Origin of the sequence: Streptomyces fagopyri (assembly GCF_009498275.1) — a bacterium.
GTDB lineage: Bacteria > Actinomycetota > Actinomycetes > Streptomycetales > Streptomycetaceae > Streptomyces > Streptomyces fagopyri.
Window position 1 is genome coordinate 1,216,573 of sequence record NZ_CP045643.1, and the last position, 24,590, is coordinate 1,241,162.

Consider the following 24,590-nt stretch of genomic DNA (forward strand, 5'->3'; position numbering starts at 1 on the left):
GCCCGCCGGGGGACCGCGACCGTCAGAGGACCGGCTCGGCCGCCACCGTGGGAAGTCGCGCGGGCGGTGGGGTCACGGCATCGGAGTTCGTCCGGTCGTCGGCGCCCCAGCGGGGTTCCCCAGGTGCGTCCGGCGAGGTCGCCCCCGGGGCGTCGGGTCCGGCCGCCCGCTGCTCGCCGGACGAGTCGCCCGGCTGTCGGCCCCGCTGTCCGCCCGTCGTGTCGCCGGCGGACGCCGGTTCGGTGACGGGACGCGCCGCCGTGCTCGCCGTACCTGCCGTACCTGCCGTCCCCGCCGTGCCCGCGATCGACAGCGACCGGGGGGCGGCCGGCGAGGAGTCGGTCCGCCAGCGCTGCGCGTCCGTAGCGCTCCGGTCCTTGACGACGACATCGGCGTCCGGGTCGGTGGAACCGGGCGCGACCGCGAGGCCGCCGCGTGCGCGAGGCAGCAACTCGCCCCGCACAGTGAGGTCGTAGCGGACGTCGTCACCGTGCGCGTCCCGCGGACCGACGCAGCGGCTCAGCGCGACGACACCGTCGACCGCCCCGGAGTCCAGGCACATCCCGGGGTCGGCGGCACTGCGCAGCAGCCCGTCGTCCTCGTACGACCACCGCTGGGTCCGGGCGGAGGAACACGCCGCCAGCTCGGTCTCCGCGCCGGACGTCGCCCTGCCGCCCCGGATGTCGAGGCACAGGCCGGCGGCGAGGTTGCGCAGCCGCGTCCGCTCGGTACCGGTGGGCAGTCCCGCCGTCGTCGGGGGCGAGGAACCCGGGGCGGCCGGAACGGTGTGGCTGCTGCCGACGCCCGTGGAGGCGGTCGGGTCGGCACCGCCGCCGTCGGAGGACCACGGGCTCGCGCCGAGCACGGTCACCAGCACCAGGGCCGAGACGGTGCCCGCCCCCGTGAGCAGGGCCTTGGAACGTGTCTGTCCGGCCGGGATCCGGCGGCCCGGCACGGGAATCCCCGCCAGCAGCCGATGGCGTCCACCGCTCCCGGGACGCCCGCCCGTCGCGGGACCTCCTTCACCGCCCGGATCTCCGTGACCGTCCGCGCCACCGCGGGGGCCGCCGGGAACCCCGGAACCACCGGGAACCCCGGGAACGCCGGGACTTCTGCCGCCGAAGGCCGGCCCACCCAGGGGGCGGACACCTGGCCGCGCGCCCCCCGTGCGGGAGTCGAGATAGCGGCGCGCGCCCCAGCCGAGCACAGCTTCGGCCAACAGGACACCCAACTCACTTTCGCAGTAACTGAGTTGCTCATCCGCGTGTCGGCAGTGGGCGCAGCCCGCGAGGTGCTGGTGGTCTTCCGGCAACAGTGCGCCGCCCCGACGCGTGGGGGCATCCAGCAGCCGGTTGCGGAAGGTGCATTCCTCACTCGGCGCGAGTTCCCGATGGGCGCGCACACAACCCTGGCGGAATTGCTCCCGGGCCCGCTCCAGAGCGGCCGTCGCGGTCCCGATGTCCATGCCCGACAGACCGGCCGGTACGGATATGGGATCGGCCTCGACCTCGGTGTGCCACAGCAGACACTGGGCGGAGCCCGTCAGCGCGTGGAAGGAACGCTCGGCGAGCTTCCGGTTTTCGGCCGTCATGGATCCCGCCACCCGCATACCGCGGCCACCGGCGGGTTTCCCCAAGTCCGGCAGAACACCGGATATCCGGTCCTCCGCGGACCATTCCTTGACGGTGTCCCGCACCGTCACGAGGAGCCGGGGCCGCAGGGCCGCCCCGGACTCGCCGCGCGCCAGGCAGTCGAGCGCGTAGTGGAAGGAGGTCGCGGCGATCATCGGGGCGACGTGCGACGAAGAGGCGAGGCAGATGACCGAGTAGTCGTACGTCGACTGCCAGTGCCGCGCCATCAGCAGGGCGACGGACCGCGTGGCCCCGCCCTCCGGTCGGCCTCTCAGCCGGGCGGCGAGACTCTCGTCGCATTCACCGAGAGCGCCGCCGGGAGGATAGGCGGGACGAGGGGGGTGGGGGGTGGGCACGGAGCGGGTTCCTTCCACGGTGCGAGGTGGCACACAGGCCATTTCGGGCCGACGAAAAGCAGCCCTGCCTGATGCGTTCCTTTTGAGCGACGCGCCAGGAGAACAGCGGGCGGGAAGTTCGGCGAAGACCCTGTTCCGGAATCTTCGGATCTCACCGGCGGTCCGAAATGACGAACACGGATTTCACACCCGGCCATTGACCACGCGCAGTAAGTTCACCCTCGCACAACACACTCATGACCAACAAGGCGCCCAGCGACATCCGCGCTTTTGAAAGATGGTCAATTGCCTGGGCAACTCGGTTCACTCGCACCGGCTTTCGAAATTCGACGCGCCCCGTGTGAACCCCGCGCTCACTCCGGAGCCCGTCGCACGCTCCCGGCGCAGTGAACCCGGTGGTCGACTGGAACCCGGCCCTTCTCGGAGGCCCCGCGCAGGACGGCGGCTCTCCCGCGCGAAACCGGCCGCCGGCCCCGATCCCTCCGCCCTCGGCCGGCGGCCCCGGGCGGCCGGACGGAGCCGGAGCCCCGTCCGATCGCCCTCCGGGTTCAGGCCCGCCACAGCCCGCGTCTGCGGTAACCCGCCTCCCAGAACAGCCGGTTGAGGACCCGCACGGGCGGTGGCAGCGCGCCGAGGAACCGGGTCCGGTCGGCGGCGGGAGCGCCGTCGACGATCCACGGCACGAAGAGCGCGGCCCCGCGCAGGCCCTGCGCCTCGCGGATCCGCCCGGTGAAGGCGCCCCAGTCCGCCGGTGTCAGTACCTCCTGGACGAGCGGCAGGGCGCTGTCCTCCTCGTGGGTGAGGTGGTCGTCGAGGGCCGCCGCCAACGCGCCGACACACGACAGGAGTTCGGCCGACCGGTCCCGCAGTGCGGTGTCGACGGCCGCCAGCAGGGCGGCCAGGCCGGCGTGTTCCGCCTCCATCGCGGCCAGCAGGGCCACGTCCCTGGGCCGCCCCGCCGCCCCGCGCTCCACGCGCGGCCACAGGTCGCTGTCCTCGGCCGTGTGGTGGATGTGCAGCTGGTGCTTGAAGTTGTCCCACCCCGCGCGGACCTGGGGAGAGGACGCGGTGCCGTCCGCCGCGGCCCCGGCGAGGCGCCCCAGGTCGCGCCGGAACGCGTCGTGGGCCGCGTACATGACGGTGAGGTCGATGGTGTCGGTGGTCATGAGGCCGCTTCCTCCAGTTCGGGTTCGTACACGGGCAGGGCGTGCGGGTTGGCCGACGGGCCGCGGTGGCGGCGTACGGCGAGACAGGCGAGCGCGCCGGCCAGCAGAACGGCGGCGGCGACCAGGACCGCGGGGCCCATCGCGTCCACGAAGCCGTGACCGAAGACCTGGCCGCCCAGTTCACGCATGCGGTCGGCGACGTCGCGCGGGACACCGTCCGGCACCCGTGCCGACCGCCCGGCGTCCACGTCGGCCTCCCCCCTGGAGAAGGCGCCGACGAAACCGTCGCGGTACGCGACGGGCAGCCCGCCGGCGCGCTCCCGGGCCTGCTCCGCCAGCGAGGCCGCCAGCCGGGCCTGGAGCACCGCGCCGACGACGGCACCCGCGAGCACCGAACCGACCTGCCGGAGTGCGTTGTTGAGGCCGGACGCGGCTCCGGAGAGCTTCGTGGGCACGTTGCGCATGACCTCGGTGGCCATCGGCGCGAAGGTGAAGCCTGCTCCCAGGCCCGCGAGCAGGAGCGGGAGGGCGACCGCCGTCCAGCTCGACCCCACGTCCACCGCGGCCACGATCCACACCAGGGCCGCGGACCAGGCCAGCAGCCCGGTCATCAGGATGAACTTGCCGCCGACCTTGTCCGCGAGCACTCCGGCCGGCCCCGCCGTCACGAACGAGCCGAGCGCGAGCGGCAGCAGGACGAGCCCGGACTTGAGGGCGCTGAAGCCCAGCACGGACTGCAGGTAGATCGTCAGCGGCAGGAACATCCCGATCACGCCGAAGGACACCGTGACGCCCACGAAGTTGATGAGGGTGAAGTTGCGGTCCCTGAAGAGCGAGAACGGGACGAGCGGATCGTCGCCCTGCCGGCCGCGCTCATGGCCGAGGAACCCGGCGAAGAGCAGCGCCGCGGCACCGAACAGGGACAGGATCCAGCCGTTCCAGTCGTAACGCTGCCCCTCCGTCAGCCCGAAGGCCAGGCAGAACAGGGCACTTGAGGCGAGCAGGACGCCGGGGGTGTCGAAGCGGTGGCGAACCGTGCGGCGTGAGGCCGGGATGATCGCGACGGCGAGCACCGTCACCAGCGCCCCCAGCGGCAGGTTCACGAAGAAGATCCAGCGCCAGTCCAGGTGCGTGATCAGCGCGCCGCCGATGATCGGGCCGAGCGCGCCGGAGACCCCCGCGACCCCGCCCCAGACACCCATCGCGGCGCCGCGCCGGTCGGCCGGGAACACCTCGGCGATGATCGACAGGGTCTGCGGCATGAGCAACGCGGCGCCCAGGCCCTGGACCGCACGGAACGCGATCAGCTGGGCCGGGTCCCGTGCGAGGCCGCAGGCGAGGCTGGCGAGGGTGAACAGGGCGACGCCGGCGAGGAAGAGGGCGCGTTTGCCGCGCAGGTCACCGAGGCGGCCCGCGGTGATGAGCAGCACGGCCAGCGCGAGCGTGTAGGCGTTGACGACCCAGAGGATCTCGTCCAGTGAGGCGTCGAGGTCCCGTCCCATGTCGGGGATCGCGATGTTGACGATGGTCAGGTCCAGCAGGGTCATGAAGAAGCCCAGGGAGAGCGTGATGAGGATCGCCCAGGGGTTGCCGTGCCATTTCTTGAACACGATGTCTTCCTCCTAGTAGGGGAGTTGGATGCCGAGTGGTGCCCGGGGGCATCGACTTCGCGTTCAAGAGGGCGGGGCGCCGGGACCGCGTGACACCGTGAGACGTACGTCACTTTTCGGTCTCCGCATGTCACATTCGGACCGTCCTTGGGGCTCGCAGTGGTGAGCGCACCCAGGGAGGAATGGCATGTCCGAGAGGACCGAGAGCGCCACGCAGGTGTTCGTCGACCATCGCGAGCTGCTCTTCGCGATCGTCTACAACATTCTCGGCAGCGTCGCCGACACCGAGGACGTCCTCCAGGAGACCTGGCTGTCGTGGACGGGTCGTGCCCGGCGGGCGCCGCTGGACGCGATCACCAACCCGCGCGCCTACCTCGTACGGATCGGTGTGAACCACGCGCTCGCGCGCCGTGCCGCGATCACCCGGCGCCGGGAGACGTATGTGGGGCCCTGGCTGCCGGAGCCGCTGCTCGACGAAGCGGCCCCCGACGACTCGGCCGACCGCACGCTGCGCACCGAGTCGGTGTCGCTGGCGATGCTGGTGGTCCTGGAGTCGCTCACCCCGCTGGAGCGGGCGGTCTTCGTCCTCAACGAGGTGTTCGGCTACGCGCACACCGAGATCGCGGAGGTCATCGACCGCAGTCCGGCGGCGGTGCGCCAGCTCGCGCACCGGGCGCGGGAGCACGTGCACGCCCGCCGGCCGCTCTACCGGGCCCATCCCCGTGTCCGCCGCCAGGCGACCGAGCGCTTCGTGGAGGCCGCGCTCGGCGGTGACATCGCGGCGCTGATGGAGATCCTCGCGCCGGACGTGACCGTCTGGACGGACGGCGGCGGCAAGGCGTCGGCGGGGCTGCGGCCGGTGCGCGGCCGGGACAGGGCGGCCCGGCTGTTCGCCGGTTACGCGGCGCGGCGCGGCAGTGGCCTCGACATCCGCTACCGGCGGGTCAACGGCGACGACTCCGCGGTGCTCTTCGCGGGTGAGTCACCGTACGCGGTCATGGTCATGGACCTCACTCCGGACGGTGAGCGGGTGTCCGACGTCTACATCGTCACCAACCCCGAGAAGCTCGCGCGCGTACGGCGGGACGACACCGAGAACACCGAGGCGACCGAGGCGACCGAGGCGACCGAGGAGGAGCACGCATGACGGACACCGGGAGCGCGTCGGGGAGGGCGTCCTCGGGCGAGCGCCTCGCCGACTGGTTCGACGGCCGTGTCGGCCTCCACACCCTCGGCAGGCGGTATCTGCGCAAGGTCTTCCCGGACCACTGGTCCTTCCTGCTCGGCGAGATCTGCCTGTACAGCTTCGTGGTGCTGGTCCTCACCGGCGTGTACCTGACGCTGTTCTTCCATCCCTCCATGAACGAGGTGACCTACCACGGCGGTTACGTCCCGCTGAACGGCATCCGCATGTCGGAGGCGTACGCGTCCACCCTCGACATCAGTTTCGACGTGCGCGGCGGGCTGCTGATCCGGCAGATCCACCACTGGGCCGCGCTGATCTTCCTGGCGGCGATGCTGACGCACATGATGCGGCACTTCTTCACGGGGTCCTTCCGCAAACCCCGTGAGCTGAACTGGGTGTTCGGCTGGACACTCCTGCTCCTCGGCATGTTCGAGGGCCTGTTCGGCTACTCGCTGCCGGACGACCTGCTGTCCGGCACGGGGCTGCGGTTCGTGGACGGCGCGCTGCTGTCGGTGCCGGTCGTCGGCACGTATCTGTCGTTCTTCCTGTTCGGCGGGGAGTTCCCCGGCCACGACATCGTGTCCCGCTTCTACGCGCTGCACGTTCTGCTGATCCCGGGGATCATGGCGGCGCTCGTCGTCGCGCATCTGATCCTCGTCGTGTACCACAAGCACACCCAGTTCGCGGGACCGGGAAGGACCGAACGCAACGTGGTGGGGACGCCGTTCCTGCCGGTGTACCTGGCGAAGGCGGGGGGTTTCCTCTTCCTGGTGTCCGGCGTGATCACGCTGGTCGCGGCGGTCGCGAGCGTCAACCCGGTCTGGGCATACGGCCCCTACCGCGCCGACCAGGTGTCGACGGGCGCCCAGCCCGACTGGTACCTGGGCTTCGCCGAGGGCCTGGTCCGTGTCATGCCGGGCTGGGAGGTCGATGTCGCGGGGCACACGCTGGTGCTCGGTGTGCTCGTCCCCGTCGTGGTCTTCCCGCTGCTCCTGGTCGCCATCGGCGTCTACCCGTTCGTGGAGGCCCGGTTCACGGGGGACCGGCGTGAGCACCATCTCCTGGACCGTCCGCGCAACCGGCCGGTGCGTACGGCGATCGGGGCGGCGTGGATCAGCCTGTACCTGATCCTGCTGGCGGGCGGTGGCAACGACATCGTGGCGACCCGTCTGCATCTGTCCATCAACAGCGTGACCTGGGCCGTGCGGGTCTGCCTGTTCGTCGTCCCGGTCCTCGCCTTCGTGGTGACGCGCCGCCTCTGTCTGGGGCTGCGGGAGCGGGACCGCGAGCTGGTGGCGCACGGCCGTGCGACCGGCGTGATCACACGCCTGCCGCACGGCGAGTACGTCGAGGTCCACCGTCCGCTCGGCCCGGCCGAACTCCACACGCTGACCGAGCACGAGCATCGCGGGCGGTCAGACGGCCGGGACCTCCAGCCGGCTGATGCGCAGCGCGCCGTCGGCGGCTCCGGGGTGTCCGCTGGTCAGGAGGATCCGCAGCCGTGACCCGCGGGCCCGGTCGAAGGTGATCACGGTCGGGAGGTCGGACACGGTGGCCCAGTCGACGGCCGTTCCCTTCACCGGCACGTAGCGCTCGCCGTCCCACACCGAGACCTCGGCCGAGGCGGGCAGGGCGTGCGTCGCGTCGACGGTGAAGGAGACCTCGACGCGGTCGACGGCCCGAGGACGTGCCCAGGTGACCGAGACCCAGTCCTCGGGGCGGGCCCCGCTGAAGGCGGGCAGCAGGGCCGTGGCCGACTTGTAGAAGGCGTTGGACCAGCCGGTCGCCGCGTCGCCGTCGAGCATGGCGGCCGGCAGGGAGTCCGGGCGCCCCGAGTAGCCGGCGTCCGCGAACGGGTGGGCGGGGGCGCCGGGTCCGGGGTCCGGTTCGAACCGGGCGGCCGCAGTGGTCGCCCTCGTGCGCGCCGTGGTGGCCGCCACGGAGACGGTGGCGCTCCGCAGCCCTTCGGAGCGGGCCGTCACCCGCAGCGTTCCCGGGTGTGTGCCGCTGCGGACGATCGCGAGGGCCTTGCCGTGGAAGGCCGTCCGGGTGCTCGCCTGATAGCGCTCGGCGCTCTCCTCCTGGCCGTTGTCGAGACCGGCGAGCGAGCCGCCGTGCGCGTCGAACGCGATCAGGTGCTGGGCGTCGGGCACGACCACACCCCGGGCGTCGACGACCTCCGCGGTCACGAACACCAGGGAACGGCCGTCCGCGGGCGTTGAATCGCGGTCCGCGGTGAGGCGGATCCGGTGCGGCGCTCCCGCGGTGCGCAGCACGTCGGTGGCGACGGCCCGGCCGTCACGGCGGGCGACCGCCTTCAACTCACCCGGCGCATAAGGCACGTTCCAGGTCAGGTGGAGTTTCCCCGCGCTGCCGTTCGGGCTGGTGTAGCTGCCCGGGTAGGGGCCCGAGGTGAACGTCTTGTCGTCGCCGGTCGCCTCGGTGGTCTCCAGATAGGTGCGGCCGTCGACGGTCCTCTTCGTGTCGAACTTCCGCGTGCCCAGGGACTTTCCGTTGAGGAAGAGCTCTACGGTGTCGACGTTCGCGTACGCCCACACCTCGACCGTGTCGCCCGTCCCGTGGTTCCAGGTCATGGGCACCAGATGGACCATGGGTTCGCTCACCCACTGGCTCCGGAAGAGGTGGTACATGTCCTTGGGGAAGCCCGCCGTGTCGACCGCGCCGAAGAAGGACGCCTTGACCGGGAAGACGTCGTAGGGCGTGGGTTCGCCGATGTAGTCGATCCCCGACCAGAGGAACTGGCCCGCGAACCACTTGCGGTCCCGGTCCTTCTTGTGGCCGTACTCGCCGCTCATGGTCCAGGAGGCGAGGTTGTTGTCGTACGAGGAGGTCGCGCGCCGGCCCGGCGTGTGGTTCTCGCCGGTGTTGAGGTGTCCCGGCTCCTGGTAGGTGCCGCGGGAGGAGGTCTCGGAGGACGACTCCGACTCGAAGAGGAAGAGGTGGGGGTAGGCGGCGTGCAGCGCGTCCACCGACTGCGCGGTGTTGTAGTTGAGGCCGAGCCCGTCCAGTTTGGCGAGCATGAGGTCGGCCGCGGACCCCTTGGCGGGCGGGCGGCGGTACTTGTCGGAGCCGATGACCAGCGGGCGGGTGTCGTCGGCGGCCCTGATGGCGCCGATGACGCGGTCGGCCATGGCCAGTCCGGCGGTCGAGGTGGAGTCGGGTACCTCGTTGCCGATCGACCACAGGACCACCGCGGGCGAGTTGCGGGCCGCGAGGACCATCTCGGTGGCGTCCTTCTCGCACCACTCGTCGAAGAAGCGGCCGTAGTCGTACCGCGTCTTGCCGGTCCGCCAGCAGTCGAAGGCCTCCACCATCATCACGATGCCCAGTTCCTCACAGACCTGGATCATCTGTGGGGAGGGCGGGTTGTGGGAGGTGCGGAAGGCGTTGACGCCCATCGACTTCATGACGGTCATCTGCCGGCGCACGGCGTCGACGCTGATCGCCGCGCCGAGGGCGCCCTGGTCGTGGTGGAGGTCGACGCCCTTGATCTTGGCGTGGGTGCCGTTGAGATGGAATCCCTCGTCCGGGTCGAAGCGGAACGAGCGGATGCCGAATGACGTGCGGCACGTGTCGACGGCTCTGCCGCCGACACGTAGCTCGGTCTCCAGCGTGTAACGGTGACCGGGGGTCGCGAAGTCCCACAACTTCGGGTGCTCGACCGTGAGTTCGTGGGCCTCTTCGGCACGGTCGCCGACCGTGGCGGTGGTGGACGTGCGGGCCGCCGTCCGGCCGTCGGGGTCGACGATCCGCGAGATCACCTGGACCTCGGCCGCGGCACCGGTCCGGTTGACCACGGTCGTCCGGGCCCGGACGACCGCGCGCCGCGCGCTGACGTCGGGCGTGGTGACGTAGGTGCCCCAGCGCTCGACGTGCACCGGTTCGGTGATCACGAGACGGGCCTCGCGGTAGATGCCGCTGCCCGAGTACCAGCGGCTGCTGGGGAGTCGGTTCTGGACCTTGACCGCGATGACGTTGGCGGTCGTGCCGTCGGTGTGCACCAGGTCGGTGAGGTCGAAGGCGAACCCCGTGTATCCGTAGGGGTGATGGCCGGCCTCGGTGCCGTTGCAGTGGACGTACGAGTCCATGTAGACGCCGTCGAACTCCACCGAGATCCGCTTGCCGGCGACGGCGGGCGGCAGGGTGAAGGCAATGCGGTACCAGCCGAGGCCGCCGGGGAAGAAGCCGGTGCCGCTGGTGGTGCCGTGCTCCGTGGTGGGCGTCTGCTCGATGCTCCAGTCGTGCGGGACGGCCACCTCACGCCAGCCCGCGTCGTCGTAGCCGGGCTGTGCCGCGCCGTCGTACGCCCCGGTCGGGTCGGTGATCCCGCCCGGGTCGACCAGGGCGAAGCGCCAGCCGTCGTGGAGTTCGACGGTGCTGCGGCCCGTCGCGTGCCCGGACGAGGCCGCCCGGGCGTCCGCGGCGCCCACGAACGCTCCGGCCGTGGGTGCGGCGGTTCCTGCGATCAATACCGATCTCCGAGTGACCGTCAAGGCAGCTCTCCCTCATCAAGGGCCCATAACTCATCACAACTGATCGTGAACAAACAGATTCTGACGGGATGACACTTGCGGCCGTCAAGGGGCGGACACCCACTTCCGTCCCGGATGCCACATCGGCCGGAACGCGTCGCGCCGATACGCCCCCGGCCGGGCCGAGTGCGGAGTGGGTGGCGCGCCGCCCGCGCACGGGGCTGAGACCCCGGACGCGTGTTCACTGCTGGACGCCCCGGAGCATGGACGCGAACCCCCGCCGGGGCACCGCCCACGCCCGTCGCCCTGCGCCGCGCCGGGTCCGCGCCGGGCCGGGACCTTCGACGAGGGCGGCCGCGGGCTGTTCCTCGTCGCCCGGCTCACCCGGCGGTGGGCTGTTCCTCGTCGCCCGGCTCACCCGGCGGCGGAGCAGCCGGCACACGCCCGACGGAGAGGCGATCCGGGCGGAGCTGAGCCTGCTCCCCGAGGTCTGACCGGCCCCGGGTCCGATCCGCCGTCAGATGTCCGACGCGCTCACGGAGGTCTGACCGCGTCCCGTCGGGGCAGGTGGTGCGGCATCTGATGTGATGGACGGGCACCCGATCGTGCCCTGGAGGACCGAACCCTGAACACCCCGCTCGCCGAAACACTGTCCGTCGTGCTGCTCGCCGCCGTGCTCGTCTGCGCGGTGGTGCGGCCGTTCGGCTGGCCCGAGGCGGTCGTCGCGGTGCCCGCCGCCCTGCTGGTGATGGCCACCGGCGCGATCTCCTGGGGGCATGCCCGCGAGGAGGCCGCGCACCTGGGTCCCGTGATCGGCTTCCTGGCGGCCGTACTGGTCCTCGCCCGGTTCTGTGACGACGAGGGGCTCTTCCACGCGTGCGGCGCCTGGATGGCGCGCTGGGCGGCGGGCCGGCCCCGGCGTCTGCTCACCGCGGTCTTCGCGCTCGCCTCCGCGATCACCGCGGTGCTCAGCCTCGACGCCACCATCGTGCTGCTCACGCCCGTCGTCTTCGCCACCGCGGCCCGGATGGGCGCCCGCCCCAAACCGCACGTGTACGCCTGCACCCATCTGTCGAACACGGCCTCGCTGCTGCTCCCGGTCTCCAACCTCACCAACCTGCTGGCCTTCACCGCGAGCGGACTGAGCTTCACCCGGTTCGCCGCGCTGATGGTCCTTCCGTGGCTGGTCGCGATCGGCGCCGAGTACGTCGTCTTCCGGCGTTTCTTCGCCCGCGACCTGGCGGCCGCCGCTCCGCAGCCCACCCTCGACGCGCCGCCGGAGCTTCCGCTCTTCGCGCTGGTCACGGTGGGATGCACCCTGGCCGGGTTCGTCGTCGCCTCCGCGGTCGGGATCGATCCGGCGTGGTCGGCGGCGGCCGGGGCGCTGGTGCTCGCCGTCCGGGCGATGGTGCGCGGGCGCGCCACCGTGCTGACCGTCGTCCGGGCCACCGCTCCGGCCTTCCTGGCCTTCGTCCTCGCCCTGGGCGTCGTCGTGCGGGCGGTGGTCGACAACGGACTCTCCGACGCCCTGGGCCGGATCCTGCCGGACGGCAGCGGGCTGCCCGCGCTGCTCGGGATCGCCGCGCTCGCCGCCGTCCTGGCCAATCTGATCAACAACCTGCCCGCGGTCCTGGTGCTGCTGCCGCTCGCCGCCACGTCCGGTTCCGGCGCGGTACTGGCGGTGCTGCTCGGCGTCAACATCGGACCCAACCTCACCTACGCCGGTTCCCTGGCGACCCTGCTGTGGCGGCGTATCGTCCACGAACACGAACACGGCGTCGACCTCAAGGAGTTCACCCGGCTCGGCCTGATCGCCGTGCCGGCCGCGCTGGTCCCCGCCGTACTGGCACTGTGGACCTCGCTCCACGTCATCGGAGGCTGAACGGAGGACGCTGCCCATGCGGGTGATCGTCTGGCTCGTCGAAGGGACCTGGCCGGCGTGTGTGGACGCGGTGCGCGAGCACGCGCCGCGCGCGACGGAGGTCGTTCTGCTGCACGTCAGCGAGCCGGGGGTGGCCGGGCTGGCGCACGGCGCCTTCGCCGGACTGCTCGGCCGGGGGCACCGGGAGCGCGATCCCGAAGTGCTGCTGGAGGGCCTCGGCGCCTCCTCGGCCGTACAGCTGCTCGACGCGGCGGCCGAGCGGCTCGGCCGGCCCTGCGAACGTCTGGAGCGCGCCGGCCGCGCCGAACGCCAGGTGGTCGCCGCCGCCGACGGCGCCGACCTGCTCGTGCTCGCCCGCGACGGCGACCGGGCCCGCCTGGGCCCGCACAGTCTGGGCCCGGCGGGGCGGTTCGTCGTCGACCACGCGCCCTGTCCGGTACTGCTGGTCTGGCCGGAGTCGGCCCCGGACGTCACGACCTTGCCGCCGCCTCCGCCGCACCACCCCTAGGCCGCAGGCCCGTCAGGGAGCGGTGCCCGGTGTGGCGAGCGGGAGTACCTCCGACGCTCCTGAGGCAGTGGGAGAACGTGCCTCGCGTCGCGACGGGCCGGTCGTCACCGCTCCCGGCACCGGGTCGCGTCCGACCGTGCGCACCGGGTCGCGTCCGACCGTGCGCACCGGATCAGCGGGCGGTGCCCGGCCAGGCGCCTCGCGAGGCCGCGGATCTCCCGCGTACCCCGCGTACCCCGCGTACCCGGGTGGCCCGGCAACGCGGCGGAGCGCCGTGCCGACCGCCCGACGCGGGAAGGAGCGGGCACCGGCCGAGGGCTGTCACGCGACCCCGGTGGATCGGCGCCCGGCGCAGGCCCGGGACTGCCCCGCGATCCCCGGTGGATCCGGAGGCGTCGGCGCACGGTGCGGGGTCGTCCTCGTACTCCGCCTGTGGGGGCGGTCCGGCGACGCCGCGAAGTGCCGCGGCTGTCGTCGCCGTCGTCGCGCGCGCCCGGGAGCATCGGGACCGCGCTCAGCGGACGGCGCGGCGGTAGCCGCCCGGAGGGGTCCCGTAGTGCTGCCGGAAGGCCCGGTGGAAGTGCGGGGCGCTGGTGAATCCGGAGGCCGCGGCCACCCGTTCCACCGGGAGCCCGGTGGCCTCCAGGAGGCGCGCCGCGTGCAGCAGCCGGGCCTCGCGCAGCGCCCGCATCGGGGAGCGGCCGAGCTGCTCGGTGAAGAGGTGGGCGAACCGCGACGGCGAGAGCGCGACCGCCGCGGCCAGCGAGCGGACGGTGTGCGCGGCGCCCGGGTCGGCGGCGATCAGCGCCTCCGCCCGCAGCACCCGGGCGTCCGTCCCGGGCCGGCCGCGCTCCGCCCGGGCGGTGGCGAGCAGCACGATCTCCTCCAGGGAGCACAGGGCCAGTTCCCTGGCCGCGGCGCCGTGCGCGACCGCGACCACGCCCGCGCCGGGTTCGGCGCCGTCGGGCGGCTCTCCGTCCCCCGTCCAGCGGGCGTCGGCGAGCATCCGCCGGAACGCCGAAGCGATGCGTTCCCGGCTCCGCGCGGAGCGCACGGCGTACACCCCGTCGCCGAGGGCGTACGGCCGCAGCCACCGGTCCCAGGACGGCCTGGCCCGGCAGTGGGTCCACCAGAACGCCCAGTGGTCCGCGCCCGGTTGGACGCCGTAGCGGTGCGGTACGCCGGGTCCCAGGACGACCAGGTCGCCCGCGCCGGCCGTCGTCCCGGTCGCGCCCTGCCGAAGGCTCCCGCGTCCGGCCGTGGTCCAGGTGAACAGCCGGCTGTCGCTGCCGTGCGGGCGGTGGACGCGGTAGCCCGGTCGCTGGTCGTAGCGCCCGATGGTCACCAGGCCCGGCGGCGGGGACGGGACAGCAGGCTCGGGCAGGGCGTCGGCACGCACGGGCATCCTCCCGGAGGGGTCGTCGGCCTAGCGTGGGGCACCTCGCACCCCGAGCGGAAGGGACGGTCGGATGACGGTCACGGACAGGAGCGGGCGGCGCCCGCGCGCGTGGGAGCACGAGTTCACGGAGAACGGCTTCGTGGTGGTCCGCGGGCTGTTCACCGGCGCCGAGATCGACGAGTTGTGCGCGGAGTTCGCGGCGCTGCACGCCGCCGGGCCGGTGCCGGGGCACTTCGAGCCCCGCCCGACGCGGACCGGCGACCCGGCCGACCCCCTGCACGGGCACCCCCGGGTGATGCATCCGCACCGCGTCAACGCGCTGTCCCGGCGCAGGCTGCTCGATCCCCGGCTGCGGGAGATCCTCGAAGTCCTGCTGGGCGAGGAGGTCCTGGCCGCGCAGAGCATGTTCTACTTCAAACCGCCCGGTGCCCGAGGCCAGGCGCTGCACCAGGACAACTTCTATCTGCGGGTGGAGCCGGGCACCTGCGTGGCCGCCTGGATCGCCTGCGACACGATCGACCGGGGCAACGGCGGTCTGGAGGTCGTGCCGGGCACCCACCGGATGGAACTCTTCTGCCCCCAGGAGGCGGACGAGGAGCTGTCCTTCGTGCGCGAGTACGTGCCGCCGCCGCCCGGTCTGGCGGCCGTGCCGGTCGACATGGCGCCGGGTGACGTGCTGTTCTTCAACGGCAGTCTGGTGCACGGATCGGGTCCCAACCGCAGTGCCGACCGCTTCCGCCGCTGCTTCATCGGCCACTACGTCGGGCGGTCCACGGCCCGCGTCGGCGGCCACTACCGCACCCTGACGATGAGCGGCGAGCCGGTCGCCCTGCCGGAGAGCGAGGGCGCCGGCCCGTGCGGCGACGAGTTCTCCGCCGTGTCCCCCCACTGACCTCACTCCCCCGGTTCGGGCAGCGCGTACCGGAGAGGGGCCGAGGGCGATCCGGTGAGCGCTTCGGCGGCGAAGGCGAGGATCGCGTCCGCGACCGCGCCGGGGTTCTCGAGGAGCATCGCGTGCGTGCCGTCGATCCCGACGACGCGCACCTGGGCCCGCTGCTCGGCCAGTGCGGCGAGATCCCTGGTGAGCCCCTTCCCGTAGGCCGTCATCAGGTCGTCGAACCACTCCTTGCCCGGGACCGGGGGTACGGGGCGCAGCGCGCGCCCGAGCAGCAGCGGGCGGTCCATCCGCGCGAAGAGGGCGAACAGGTCGAGCGAGTCGATCTCCGCCAGCATCTCCAGCGCGTGCTCACGCCGTGGCCTCAACTCCAGCCGCCCGTCCGGGGCGTGGCCCACCGAACGCAGCAGTGCCGCCTCCAACAGTTCGTAGGGGACGCCGAGTTGTCCGGACAGGGCGCGCTGCTGGGCGAGCAGTGTCTGCAGGCCGTCGACCGGCAGCGGGAGCCCGGGCAGTGCCGCCGTCGCCGACTTCCGTACCTGGACGAGCCGTTCGGCGACCTGCGCCGGGTCGAGGTCCACGTACTGGTCGGGGCGGCCCCAGCCGTATCCGTCCAGGTTCGCCGCGCCGGGCGTGACCCGTGGATGGTCCAGCGCGTACCGCACCGCGACCATCCCGCCGAGCGAGTGTCCGACCGGGAGCGCGCCGGGGAGACCGTACTCCTTTAGGACCCCTTCGATGTCCTCGATCACCCGGGGCAGGCTCCAGGTCCCGGAGGGCGAGAGACCGTGTCCGCGCAGGTCGACGGCGAGCACCCGGTGACGGGAGGTCAGGAGCGGGGCGACGGCGGCCCAGTCGGCCAGCGTGCGGCCGGCTCCATGCAGCAGGAGCAGCGGCGGGCCGTCGCCCCCGTGGTCGTGGACGGCCAGTTCGATACGGTCTCCGTTCATGTCCTGACAGTAGGGCCCGGGGCGGGTCCGCAGGAGGACGTCGAGCGCCGGTGGCGGCCTCCCGCGCAGGCGTGGCCTTGACGCGGACGGCGTCGAAGCGCTTTGATCCTGGCGTGCCGAGGCGTGCAGCCGGGCACCCAGAGGTACGCCCAGCCGGTAACGGACACGGTTCAAGTCCGGCCAAAGTCGCCAGGATCGCGGGAGCGTCCGAGGCGGGGTCGTACTCGCGATTGATGGAGCGGACATGCCCGTCAAACGTGTTCTCCGCGCCGCCGGTCCGGGGGCGGCCACCGCCCTGGTGGCGCTCGTGACACTGGTGAGCTGTGCTTCCGCACCGGCGAAGAGCACCCAGCACAGGCACGGGTCCCCGGGTCCGAGCCCACGGACCGTGCGGCTCCCCCCGCTCCACGCGGGATTCGACTACCAGATCGGCGGCGCCTACCGGCCGCCGTCGGGTGTCGGCATCGTCAGCCGCGACCGTACGGCGACGCCCGCGCCCGGCCTGTACAACATCTGCTACGTCAACGCCTTCCAGGTCCAGCCGGGCGAGGAACGGGACTGGCCCGCCGACCTGCTGCTGCGGGACGCGCACGGCGAGGTGGTCGTCGACCGCGACTGGGACGAGGCACTGCTCGACATCGGTACCCCGGACAAGCGCGAACGGGTGGCCGCGCGGGTCGGCCGGTGGATCGACGGCTGCGCCGACAAGGGTTTCGACGCGGTGGAGCCGGACAACTACGACAGCTACACCCGCTCCCGCCATCTGCTGGGCGCCGACGACGCCACCGCGTTCATCACGCTGCTCTCCGCCCGCGCGCACGCCCGCCACCTCGCCATCGGGCAGAAGAACACCGCGGAGCTGGCCGGGCTGAGGGCACGGACCGGCCTCGACTTCGCGGTGGCGGAGGAGTGCGGCGAGTACGACGAGTGCGGCACGTACGCGAACGCGTTCCACGACCGGGTCGTCGTCATCGAGTACACCGACAGCGGGCTGCGCAAGGCCCGCGCACGGTACGGGAAAAGGCTGAGCATCGTGCGCCGGGACGTGGACGTCTCGACCCCGGGCAGCGCGGACTACGTTCGCCGGACGCGTTGACGGGGGCCGTGCTGACCTCCTCGATCGCACGTCGCGCGCTGCTCGCCGGCGCGGCCGCCGCCCCGTTCCTCGCCGCCTGTGGTGCCGGCGCCTCCGACGGCGTCGGGGCCGACGGCACCGTGACCGTCGAGTTGTGGCACGGGCGGAGCGACACGGGCAGGAAGGCCGTGGAGTCGCTCGTCGCCGAGTTCAACCGCACCCATCCGCGTATCCGTGTCGACAGCGCGGGCGGTGGTGTCCTGTCCGACGCGATGCTCCAGAAGGTGACGGCCGCGCCGGCCTCGGGCTCCTGTCCGGACGTCGCCTACATCTTCGGCTCGGACCTGGCCAGCATCGCGCGCAGTCCCCGCGTCGTCGATCTGACGTCCGCGCTGCACGCGGGCCCCACCCCGTGGCGCTCCCTCTGGGCCCCGGTGCGGGAGGGGATCACCGTCAACGGCAGGGTGCGGGCCGCCCCGGCGCTGCTCGACTCCCTGGCCGTGGTCTACAACAGGAAGCTGTTCCGGCAGGCCGGGGTGCCCTTCCCGCGGCCCGGCTGGACCTGGGACTAGTTCACCGACACGGCGAGGAGACTGACCACGCCCGGCCGCGGTGTCTTCGGTACGGGCTGGCCCGGGACCGGCGACGAGGACACGGTGTGGCGGCTGTGGCCGATGGTCTGGGACCTGGGCGGTGACGTGGTGGCCGCCGACGGCAAGCACATCGGCTTCGCCGACAGGGCGTACGGGCCCTGGAGACCCTCGCCCGGCTGCACCGTGACAAGAGCGTGTACGTCGACCCGAAGCCCGGCGGCGAGCAGATGTACCAGGTCTTCATGGCCGGCCGGACGGCCATGGTGGGGACCGGCCCCTGGCAGCTCCCGGACATCATCGGCGCCGGGGTCGACTACGACGTCGTGCCGCTGCCGACCTACAGCGGACGGCCGGTCACCATCTCGGGCCCGGACACCTGGACGGTGTTCGACAACGGCCCGGCCCGTTCGCGGGCGGCCGTCGAGTTCGTGCGCTGGATGATGCGGCCCGCCCAGGACGCCCGCTGGGCGTCGGTTTCTGCGTGGTCGTCCACCTCGCCGCGCTCCAGGACGTGCCGCCCGAACTCGTCGAGGCGGCGCGCATCGACGGGGCGGGCCGCGCGCTGATCCTGCGTCACATCGTGCTGCCGACCCTCACACCGGTCACGGTGTTCCTGTTCCTGTTCCTGTTCCTGTTCCTGTTCCTGTTCCTGTTCCTGTGGCAGGTGATCACGGCGCTCCAGGTCTTCGACCTGATCTATGTGACGACCAAGGGCGGGCCCCTCGGCTCGACCACGGTCGTCGTCTACTTCGTCTGGCAGCAGGCCTTCCAGACGTTCACGGCCGGGTACGGGGCCGCGGCGGCGTACGTACTGGCGGCGGCCCTGATGGTGGTGGGCGCGGCGCTGCGGGTCGTACGCCGGCGCCGGAGCAGTACGGAAGGAGTCGTCCGATGAGGACGCGAAAGATGAGCGGCTGGCATCTGCTGCTGGCGCCGCTGCCCCTGTGCTTCGCGCTGCCGCTGGTGTGGCTGGTGCTCAGCTCCTTCATGACCAACGCGGAGATCAACCGGTTCCCGCCCGCGCTGTGGCCGAAGGGGATCGACCTCGGCGGGTACCGCTATGTGCTCGGCAACGCGCTGTTCCCGCGCTGGCTCGCCAACTCCCTCCTGGTCGCCTCGGTCGCGGTGGGATCGAATCTGCTGTTCGGGGCGCTGGGCGGCTACGCGTTCGCGCGGATGCGGTTCGCCGGGTCGCGGCTGCTGCTCGGGCTGATGCCGGCGACCATGGTGATCCCGTTCCAGCTCACCATGATCCCCACCTTCCTGGTGATGAAGGAGCTGGGTCTGATCGACACGCTCGGCGCGCTGATCGTGCCGTCGCTGGTGACCCCGTTCGCGGTCTTCCTGTTCCGGCAGTTCTTCCTCTCGCTGCCGCGGGAGATGGAGGAGCCGCCTGGATCGACGGGTGTTCGCGGCTGCGGGTCCTCTTCTCGATCGTGCTGCCGCTGGCCCGGCCCGCGCTGGCCACCGTCGCGGTGCTGACGTTCCTGTCGACCTGGAACGCCCTGTCATGGCCGCTGATCGCGCTCAACCACGACACGCGGTACACGCTCCAGCTGGGGCTGACCACCTTCCAGGGGCAGCACCACACCCGGTGGTCGGCGGTGACGGCGGGGAACGTGATCACCGTCCTGCCGGTCCTGGTGGCGTTCCTGCTGGCGCAGAAGACGTTCGTGCAGTCGCTCACGTCGAGCGGTCTGAAGGGGTGACGGCCGTGCGGATTCTCGACGCGGTGGTGGCCGGCGCCGCGCATCCTGACGTGGTGGCCGCTCCCCCGTCCGGGCCGCGTGCCCTCGGCCGGCGTGGACGGTTCGCCACGGACGCCGGGCCGGTGCCCGGCGGGTCCGCGGCGATCACGGCGCCACCGGCACGCGCCGCGGCCCGCGGCGCGCTCCCCCCACACGGTCACGACCGTACGGCGGCGCAGCCCACGGAGGACGTGGCCCGCGCCGCCACGCGGGTCGACTTCGAGATCCCGGCCCCGCCACGGTCTGCGCCAGGCCATCGGCGACACGCTCGGCATCGGAGGCATCTTCCGCGCCCTGCGCACCTTCCCGGTCCTGCGCGCGCTGGCCGAGGACAGGGCCGAACTGTGCCCGGACGCGCTGCTGCTGAACTGCACCAACCCCATGGCGATGAACGTCCTCCATCTCAGCCGTATCGCCCCGGACCTGCGCGTGACGGGCCTGTGCCACTCGGTGCACTGGACGATGCACGACCTCGCCGCACTGGTCGGCGTGCCCTTCGAGGACGTGTCCTATCTGGCGGCCGGGGTCAACCACCAGTCCTGGGTGCTGCGCTTCGAACGCGCCGGCCAGGACCTCCACCCGCTGCTGGACGAGGCGATCGCCGGGGATCCCGGCCTGTTGCGACGGGTCCGCGTCGACATGTACCGCAGGCTCGGCCACTACCCCACCGAGACCAGCGAGCACTCCTCGGAGTACGTGCCTTGGTATCTGCACCACGACAGCGAGATCGAGCGTCTCAGGCTGCCGGTGGGCGCCTATCTGGAGATCATCGAGGAGAACACGGCGAGCTACGAGCAGACGCGCGACGCCCTGGCCAGGGACGCGCCGCTGCCGGTCGAGGGCACACTGGAGTACGCCCCGCAGATCATCCACAGCGCCCTCACCGGCACGCCGCGCACGATCTACGGGAACGTCCCCAACCGCGGCCTGATCGACAACCTGCCGGCCGACTCCGTGGTCGAAGTTCCCTGCCTGGTCGACGCGCTGGGCGTCCAGCCGACCCGCGTCGGCTCGCTCCCGCCGCAGTGCGCGGCCCTCAACGGCGCCTATGTCGCCGTCAACGACCTGGTCGTACGGGCCGCCACCGACCACGATCCGCGCCACATCCGGCACGCCGCCATGGCCGACCCCGCGACCGCCGCCGCGCTGCCCGTCGAGCGGATCTGGGATCTGTGCGACGAGCTCGTGCGCGCCCACGGCGCCCTGCTCCAGACGGAACTGCGGGCCGAGCTCGGCCACTGAGCGGGCCGTCCGGCCGCGCCGCGCCACGGCCGGATGGTCCGCGAGGCGCGCACGCGCGGAAACCGGGCCGTGTCGGATGAGCGGCAGGCCACCGGGCGGACGTATCAAGAGGCATGTCGACCTCCATGGCGGACAGGCGGGAAAGCCGCCTGCCGACGAGCACCACCGAGCCGCCGCGACGGTTCGCACGACTGCGGCGGCACCGGCGGTGGCTGCTCGCGCTCGCCGTGGCCGCCCTGCTGGCACAGATGGCGGTGGCGATGGTCACGGCCGCCGTACGCCAGACACCGACGATCGACGAGCCGGTGTACGTGGGCACGGCGGTGGTCTACACGCGGGAGCACAGCCTGCGCTACAACCCCGAGCACCCGCCGCTGGGCAAACTGATCATCGGCGCCGGGCTGGTGTTCGCCCACCCCCACCTCGATGCCCACGCCACCGACGATCAGACGGCGCTCGGACGGCGGTTGCTGTACGAGTCGGGCAACGATCCCTGGCGGGTGATGTTCTGGGCGCGGCTGCCGGTCATCGTGCTGACGCTGCTGTTCGGCCTGGTCGTTCTCGCGTTCGCCTGTGAACTCGCCGGTCCGGTCGGCGGGTTGGTGGCGCTCGCTCTGTACACGCTCTCCCCCGACGTGATCGCGAACGGCTCGCTGGCCACCCTCGACGTACCGGCGGCCGGATTCGTGCTGACGTCGGCGTGGCTGGTGTGGAGGGCGCGGCACGGGCGGCCGTCACCGCACCTCGCGCTCGCCGCGGTGGCACTCGGCGCGGCGCTCGCCACCAAGATGAGCACCCTGCCCGCGGTCCCGGCGCTGCTGCTCCTGGCGGTCCTCTCCCGCTCCCACGCCCGCCGCGCCTCCGGCTCCGGCTCCGGCCCGATCGCCCGGCGGCGGCTCGTCGCCGTGGGCGTGGCCGCGGGCGTGGCGGTCGGCATGGCGTTGCTCGCCCTCACCGTGGTGTGGGCGACGTACCTCGTCGTCGACCCGCGACTGCGCTGGGCCACGCCCGCGGACGTGCCGGCCGTGCACGGTCTGCGCGGACTCGCCCTGCACTGGCTGCCCCTCCCCCGGCCGTACCGCGACGGGATGCGCGTTCAGTTCGGCTTCGAGAACGCGACGTGGAGCGGTTTCCTCTTCGGCAGGGTCTACCGCGGTTCGCTCTGGTACTACCTGCCGGCCGCGCTGCTGGTGAAGACGCCGCTCGGCGCGCTCGCGCTCTGGCTGACCGGCGCGGCCACGATGCTCGGCGTGCCCCGGCTGCGCGCCGCCGCCCCCTACGTCCTCCTCCCGCCGGCCGTGCTGCTCGCCGTGGCCATGACGGGCTCGCGCGATCTGGGCGTCCGGTACGCCCTGTTCGTGCCGGTGTTCCTGGCGGTCGCGGCGGCCGGGGTCGTCGCGCTGCGTCCCCGCCCGGCCCGTCTCACCGCGGCGGCGGCGGTGTTGTTCGTCGCGGTCAGTTCCTTGCGCGCGTTCCCGTACTACCTGCCGTACTCGAACGAGGCGTTCGGCGGACCGTCGATGACCCGTCTGCGGCTGCACGACTCGAACGTCGACTGGGGGCAGGACCTGGGACGGCTCGCCGACCGCCTGTCCGAGCGGTATCCGGGCGAACGGGTCTGGCTCGTCTACAAGGGCAGCGGGGTGCCCTCCGCCTACGGGATCGAGGCGGCCGATCCGCGCAAGGCTCCGCCGGGCGAGGTGCACGGCCTGCTCGCCGTCTCGGACTCCTCGGTCGCGAAGGCGGACGGCCGTCTGGCGGCGCTGCTGGACGGCAGTACGCCCGTCGACGACGTCGGCCACTCGATCACGGTCTTCCGCAGGCCTTAGGCGGCGGACCCGCCCGCCGTCCCGCCGCCGTACCGTCCGCCGTCAGGCGCGGGGGGCGAGCAGGTCCAGCACCCGCTCCCAGCGGAACTCCGGGCGCCGTCCGTCCGCGTCCGGCTCCCCCGAGTACCGGTCCCCGAACCGGACGCCCATGCCGCGGAGCCGGTCGAGGCTCGCGCCGTACGCGGGGTGGGCCGCCAGCGCGTCGCTCACACAGGGCAGGACGGCGATCGGGACGCCGAGACCGTACGCCTCGCACAGGGTGCCCAGGGCGAGGGTGTCCGCTGTGCCGGCGGCCCACTTGTTCACGGTGTTGAAGGTGGCCGGGGCGACGGCCACCGCGTCGGGGGCCGGAAAGGGGCGCGGGTCGCCCGGGGCCCGCCACGCGGACCTGATCGGACGGCCGGTCCGCGCCTCGACCGCCGCCGTGTCGAGGAACCCGAGTCCCTGCGGGGTGGCGATGACGCCGGCCTCCCAGCCCCGCTCCCGCGCGGCGGCGATCAGCCTGCCGACGTCCTGCGCGATGCCCGCCGCGCAGACGACGACGTAGAGGAAGGGCTTGGCGGCGGGGGTCTTCCCGCTGTCTCCGGTCACCCCGGAACCCTAAAGGGGCCGCCCCTGGAACCCGGCGCCGTCCCGGGAACCCGGCTCCGTCCCGGGAACCCGGCGCCACCCCCCCCCGATCCCGGGAGGCCGTTCCGTGTTCTCCTGGCCGGAGCCGCGGTGCCCACCGGAGCCGCCGGACCCCCTCGCGGTCGCGGCCCTACCGCAGCGGGAGGGACGCCCCGCGTTCGGCGTCGGAGCGCGGGCCGAAGAGCCGGCGGTCCTTCTCCTCGATGGGCACGTCGTCGATGCTCGCCTCGCGGCGGGTCATCAGCCCCTGGCCGTCGAACTCCCAGAGTTCGTTGCCGTACGAGCGCCACCACCGGCCGTCCGCGTCGCGGGACTCGTACTGGAAGCGGACGGCGATGCGGTTGCCGTCGAAGGACCAGAGGTCCTTGCGCAGGGCGTACTCCCGCTCGCGCTCCCACTTCGCGGTGAGCAGTTCGACGATCGCGGCGCGGCCGGTGACGAACGTGTCGCGGTTGCGCCAGACCGAGTCCTCGGAGTACGCGAGCGAGACCTTGTGGGGATCGCGGGTGTTCCAGGCGTCCTCGGCGGCCCGGACCTTCTGGAGGGCGGTCTCACGGGTGAAGGGCGGCAGGGGCGGGCGTGCGGACATGGGCGGCTTCCTTTGCGGACGCGCGGTACGACGAGAGGGAGAACGTGCGTTCTCCAGACTGGCTGCTAACCTAGAGAACGTTGGTTCTCGCGTCAAGGAGCCCCCTGCCCATGGACATCACGAGCGCGCACGGACAAGCCCTCGCACAGGCCCGGGAACAGGCGCTGGACGCCGCGGAGGAGCTGTTCTACGCGCGCGGCATCCAGACCGTCGGGATGGACGACGTCCGGGGCGCCTCAGGTGTCTCCCTCAAGCGGCTCTACCAGCTCTTCCCCGCGAAGGAGCTGCTGGTCGAGGCCTACCTGGAGCGGCGCGACCTCCGCTGGCGGGGCCGGCTGGCCGAGCACGTCGACCGGCACGAGGAGCCCGAGCGACGGATCCTGGCCGTGTTCGACTGGCTCCGGCTGTGGTTCGAGGAACCGGACTTCCACGGGTGCGCCTGGATCAACTCCTACGGCGAACTCGGCGCCACCTCACCGCGCGTGAGCGTCCAGGTCCGCGCCCACAAACAGGCGTTCAGGGACTATCTGGACGGCCTGGTGACAGCCGCGGGGCTGCCGGGCTCCCTCACCGACCAGGTGTATCTGCTCGCCGAGGGAGCCATGGTCACCGCGGGCATCACCCGTGAGGCGCGGGCCGCCGGGCACGCGGCAGCGGCGGTCTCGACGCTCATCTCGGCCGGCCGCCGCGCCGGTTGCGCGGAGACGGACCCGACGGCGTCCTGACCGGCGGGAAGCCGAGGCGACCGGTTCGGGGCAGGCCCCGAAGCCGGGAAGTCGCGAAGCCCGGAAGTCCCGAAGCCCCGAAG

At 72.6% G+C, this 24,590-nt stretch carries 16 protein-coding genes and 4 pseudogenes; 12 read left to right on the forward strand and 8 right to left on the reverse strand.

All coding sequences use genetic code 11. The features are described from left to right. Nucleotides 1-22: 22 nt before the first annotated feature. The 3 genes from GFH48_RS05165 to GFH48_RS05175 all read right to left on the reverse strand — a co-directional run bounded on the left by GFH48_RS05165 (nt 23) and on the right by GFH48_RS05175 (nt 4,763). On the reverse strand, nt 23-1,987 hold the full coding sequence (locus tag GFH48_RS05165; RefSeq protein WP_153287117.1) for an RICIN domain-containing protein: 1,965 nt from the start codon (nt 1,985-1,987) through the stop codon (nt 23-25). 548 nt (nt 1,988-2,535) lie between these two features. Continuing rightward, nucleotides 2,536-3,153 (reverse strand): hemerythrin domain-containing protein, encoded by a 618-nt coding sequence (locus GFH48_RS05170; RefSeq protein ID WP_153287118.1) that lies wholly within the window; start codon nt 3,151-3,153, stop codon nt 2,536-2,538. Beyond that, complete coding sequence (locus tag GFH48_RS05175) at nt 3,150-4,763, reverse strand: DHA2 family efflux MFS transporter permease subunit (protein ID WP_153287119.1); 1,614 nt, start codon at nt 4,761-4,763, stop codon at nt 3,150-3,152. Before GFH48_RS05175 ends, GFH48_RS05170 begins: the two co-directional genes overlap by 4 nt. A 187-nt stretch (nt 4,764-4,950) precedes the next feature. Here GFH48_RS05175 and sigJ point away from each other — a divergent pair, with 187 nt between their 5' ends. Both sigJ and qcrB read left to right on the forward strand, forming a co-directional pair. Further along, nucleotides 4,951-5,910, forward strand: coding sequence for an RNA polymerase sigma factor SigJ (gene sigJ, locus GFH48_RS05180; RefSeq protein WP_153287120.1), 960 nt, complete (start codon nt 4,951-4,953; stop codon nt 5,908-5,910). Next, on the forward strand, nt 5,907-7,454 hold the full coding sequence (gene qcrB / locus GFH48_RS05185) for a cytochrome bc1 complex cytochrome b subunit (protein WP_153287121.1): 1,548 nt from the start codon (nt 5,907-5,909) through the stop codon (nt 7,452-7,454). Before sigJ ends, qcrB begins: the two co-directional genes overlap by 4 nt. Here the strand turns inward: qcrB and GFH48_RS05190 are convergent. Beyond that, entirely contained in the window at nt 7,365-10,463 is a 3,099-nt protein-coding gene (locus GFH48_RS05190; protein WP_153287122.1) for a glycoside hydrolase family 2 TIM barrel-domain containing protein, read from the reverse strand. The genes qcrB and GFH48_RS05190 overlap by 90 nt on opposite strands. Before the next feature lie 604 nt (nt 10,464-11,067). On the opposite strand from GFH48_RS05190, the gene GFH48_RS05195 reads away from it, so the two are divergent. Continuing rightward, the gene (locus tag GFH48_RS05195; RefSeq protein WP_153287123.1) at nt 11,068-12,324 is read left to right on the forward strand and encodes an arsenic transporter; all 1,257 of its coding nucleotides are present in this window, start codon (nt 11,068-11,070) and stop codon (nt 12,322-12,324) included. 16 nt (nt 12,325-12,340) lie between these two features. Next, nucleotides 12,341-12,832, forward strand: coding sequence for a universal stress protein (locus tag GFH48_RS05200; protein WP_153287124.1), 492 nt, complete (start codon nt 12,341-12,343; stop codon nt 12,830-12,832). A gap of 514 nt (nt 12,833-13,346) precedes the next feature. On the opposite strand, the gene GFH48_RS05205 is transcribed toward GFH48_RS05200, so the two are convergent. Next, nucleotides 13,347-14,237, reverse strand: coding sequence for a helix-turn-helix domain-containing protein (locus GFH48_RS05205; RefSeq protein WP_153287125.1), 891 nt, complete (start codon nt 14,235-14,237; stop codon nt 13,347-13,349). Nucleotides 14,238-14,301: 64 nt separating this feature from the next. Between GFH48_RS05205 and GFH48_RS05210 the strand changes: the two genes are divergently transcribed. Continuing rightward, on the forward strand, nt 14,302-15,123 hold the full coding sequence (locus GFH48_RS05210; RefSeq protein WP_153287126.1) for a phytanoyl-CoA dioxygenase family protein: 822 nt from the start codon (nt 14,302-14,304) through the stop codon (nt 15,121-15,123). Between the two features lie 2 nt (nt 15,124-15,125). Here GFH48_RS05210 and GFH48_RS05215 read toward each other — a convergent pair whose 3' ends face one another. Next, nucleotides 15,126-16,076, reverse strand: coding sequence for an alpha/beta fold hydrolase (locus tag GFH48_RS05215; RefSeq protein ID WP_153287127.1), 951 nt, complete (start codon nt 16,074-16,076; stop codon nt 15,126-15,128). Nucleotides 16,077-16,320: 244 nt separating this feature from the next. Here GFH48_RS05215 and GFH48_RS05220 point away from each other — a divergent pair, with 244 nt between their 5' ends. From GFH48_RS05220 to GFH48_RS05245, 6 genes and pseudogenes are all read left to right on the forward strand, one after another. Then, on the forward strand, nt 16,321-17,172 hold the full coding sequence (locus GFH48_RS05220) for an endo alpha-1,4 polygalactosaminidase (RefSeq protein WP_153287128.1): 852 nt from the start codon (nt 16,321-16,323) through the stop codon (nt 17,170-17,172). A gap of 11 nt (nt 17,173-17,183) precedes the next feature. Beyond that, nucleotides 17,184-18,211, forward strand: a pseudogene (locus GFH48_RS05225) (extracellular solute-binding protein); the annotation flags it as partial. Further along, nucleotides 18,211-18,639 (forward strand): annotated as a pseudogene (locus GFH48_RS05230) (carbohydrate ABC transporter permease); the annotation flags it as partial. The pseudogenes GFH48_RS05225 and GFH48_RS05230, both read left to right, overlap by 1 nt. Further along, nucleotides 18,636-19,453, forward strand: a pseudogene (locus tag GFH48_RS05235) (carbohydrate ABC transporter permease). The pseudogenes GFH48_RS05230 and GFH48_RS05235, both read left to right, overlap by 4 nt. Before the next feature lie 239 nt (nt 19,454-19,692). Then, a pseudogene (locus GFH48_RS05240) lies at nt 19,693-20,734 on the forward strand (family 4 glycosyl hydrolase); the annotation flags it as partial. 113 nt (nt 20,735-20,847) lie between these two features. Beyond that, a complete protein-coding gene (locus GFH48_RS05245; RefSeq protein ID WP_153287129.1) occupies nt 20,848-22,563 on the forward strand; it encodes an ArnT family glycosyltransferase in 1,716 nt (571 codons plus the stop codon). Between the two features lie 42 nt (nt 22,564-22,605). Here GFH48_RS05245 and GFH48_RS05250 read toward each other — a convergent pair whose 3' ends face one another. Both GFH48_RS05250 and GFH48_RS05255 read right to left on the reverse strand, forming a co-directional pair. Then, a complete protein-coding gene (locus GFH48_RS05250) occupies nt 22,606-23,154 on the reverse strand; it encodes a flavoprotein (RefSeq protein ID WP_153287130.1) in 549 nt (182 codons plus the stop codon). 169 nt (nt 23,155-23,323) lie between these two features. Further along, the gene (locus tag GFH48_RS05255) at nt 23,324-23,782 is read right to left on the reverse strand and encodes a nuclear transport factor 2 family protein (RefSeq protein ID WP_153287131.1); all 459 of its coding nucleotides are present in this window, start codon (nt 23,780-23,782) and stop codon (nt 23,324-23,326) included. Nucleotides 23,783-23,892: 110 nt separating this feature from the next. Between GFH48_RS05255 and GFH48_RS05260 the strand changes: the two genes are divergently transcribed. After that, on the forward strand, nt 23,893-24,507 hold the full coding sequence (locus GFH48_RS05260) for a TetR/AcrR family transcriptional regulator (protein WP_153287132.1): 615 nt from the start codon (nt 23,893-23,895) through the stop codon (nt 24,505-24,507). The last annotated feature ends 83 nt before the right edge of the window (nt 24,508-24,590 follow it).

Bases quoted from the DNA above. Each gene is read 5' to 3' on its own strand.
- GFH48_RS05170 (WP_153287118.1), bottom strand. From the start codon at position 3,153: ATGACCACCGACACCATCGACCTCACCGTCATGTACGCGGCCCACGAC.
- sigJ (WP_153287120.1), top strand. From the start codon at position 4,951: ATGTCCGAGAGGACCGAGAGCGCCACGCAGGTGTTCGTCGACCATCGC.
- qcrB (WP_153287121.1), top strand. From the start codon at position 5,907: ATGACGGACACCGGGAGCGCGTCGGGGAGGGCGTCCTCGGGCGAGCGC.
- GFH48_RS05200 (WP_153287124.1), top strand. From the start codon at position 12,341: ATGCGGGTGATCGTCTGGCTCGTCGAAGGGACCTGGCCGGCGTGTGTG.
- GFH48_RS05205 (WP_153287125.1), bottom strand. From the start codon at position 14,237: ATGCCCGTGCGTGCCGACGCCCTGCCCGAGCCTGCTGTCCCGTCCCCG.
- GFH48_RS05210 (WP_153287126.1), top strand. From the start codon at position 14,302: ATGACGGTCACGGACAGGAGCGGGCGGCGCCCGCGCGCGTGGGAGCAC.
- GFH48_RS05215 (WP_153287127.1), bottom strand. From the start codon at position 16,076: ATGAACGGAGACCGTATCGAACTGGCCGTCCACGACCACGGGGGCGAC.
- GFH48_RS05220 (WP_153287128.1), top strand. From the start codon at position 16,321: ATGCCCGTCAAACGTGTTCTCCGCGCCGCCGGTCCGGGGGCGGCCACC.
- GFH48_RS05245 (WP_153287129.1), top strand. From the start codon at position 20,848: ATGTCGACCTCCATGGCGGACAGGCGGGAAAGCCGCCTGCCGACGAGC.
- GFH48_RS05255 (WP_153287131.1), bottom strand. From the start codon at position 23,782: ATGTCCGCACGCCCGCCCCTGCCGCCCTTCACCCGTGAGACCGCCCTC.
- GFH48_RS05260 (WP_153287132.1), top strand. From the start codon at position 23,893: ATGGACATCACGAGCGCGCACGGACAAGCCCTCGCACAGGCCCGGGAA.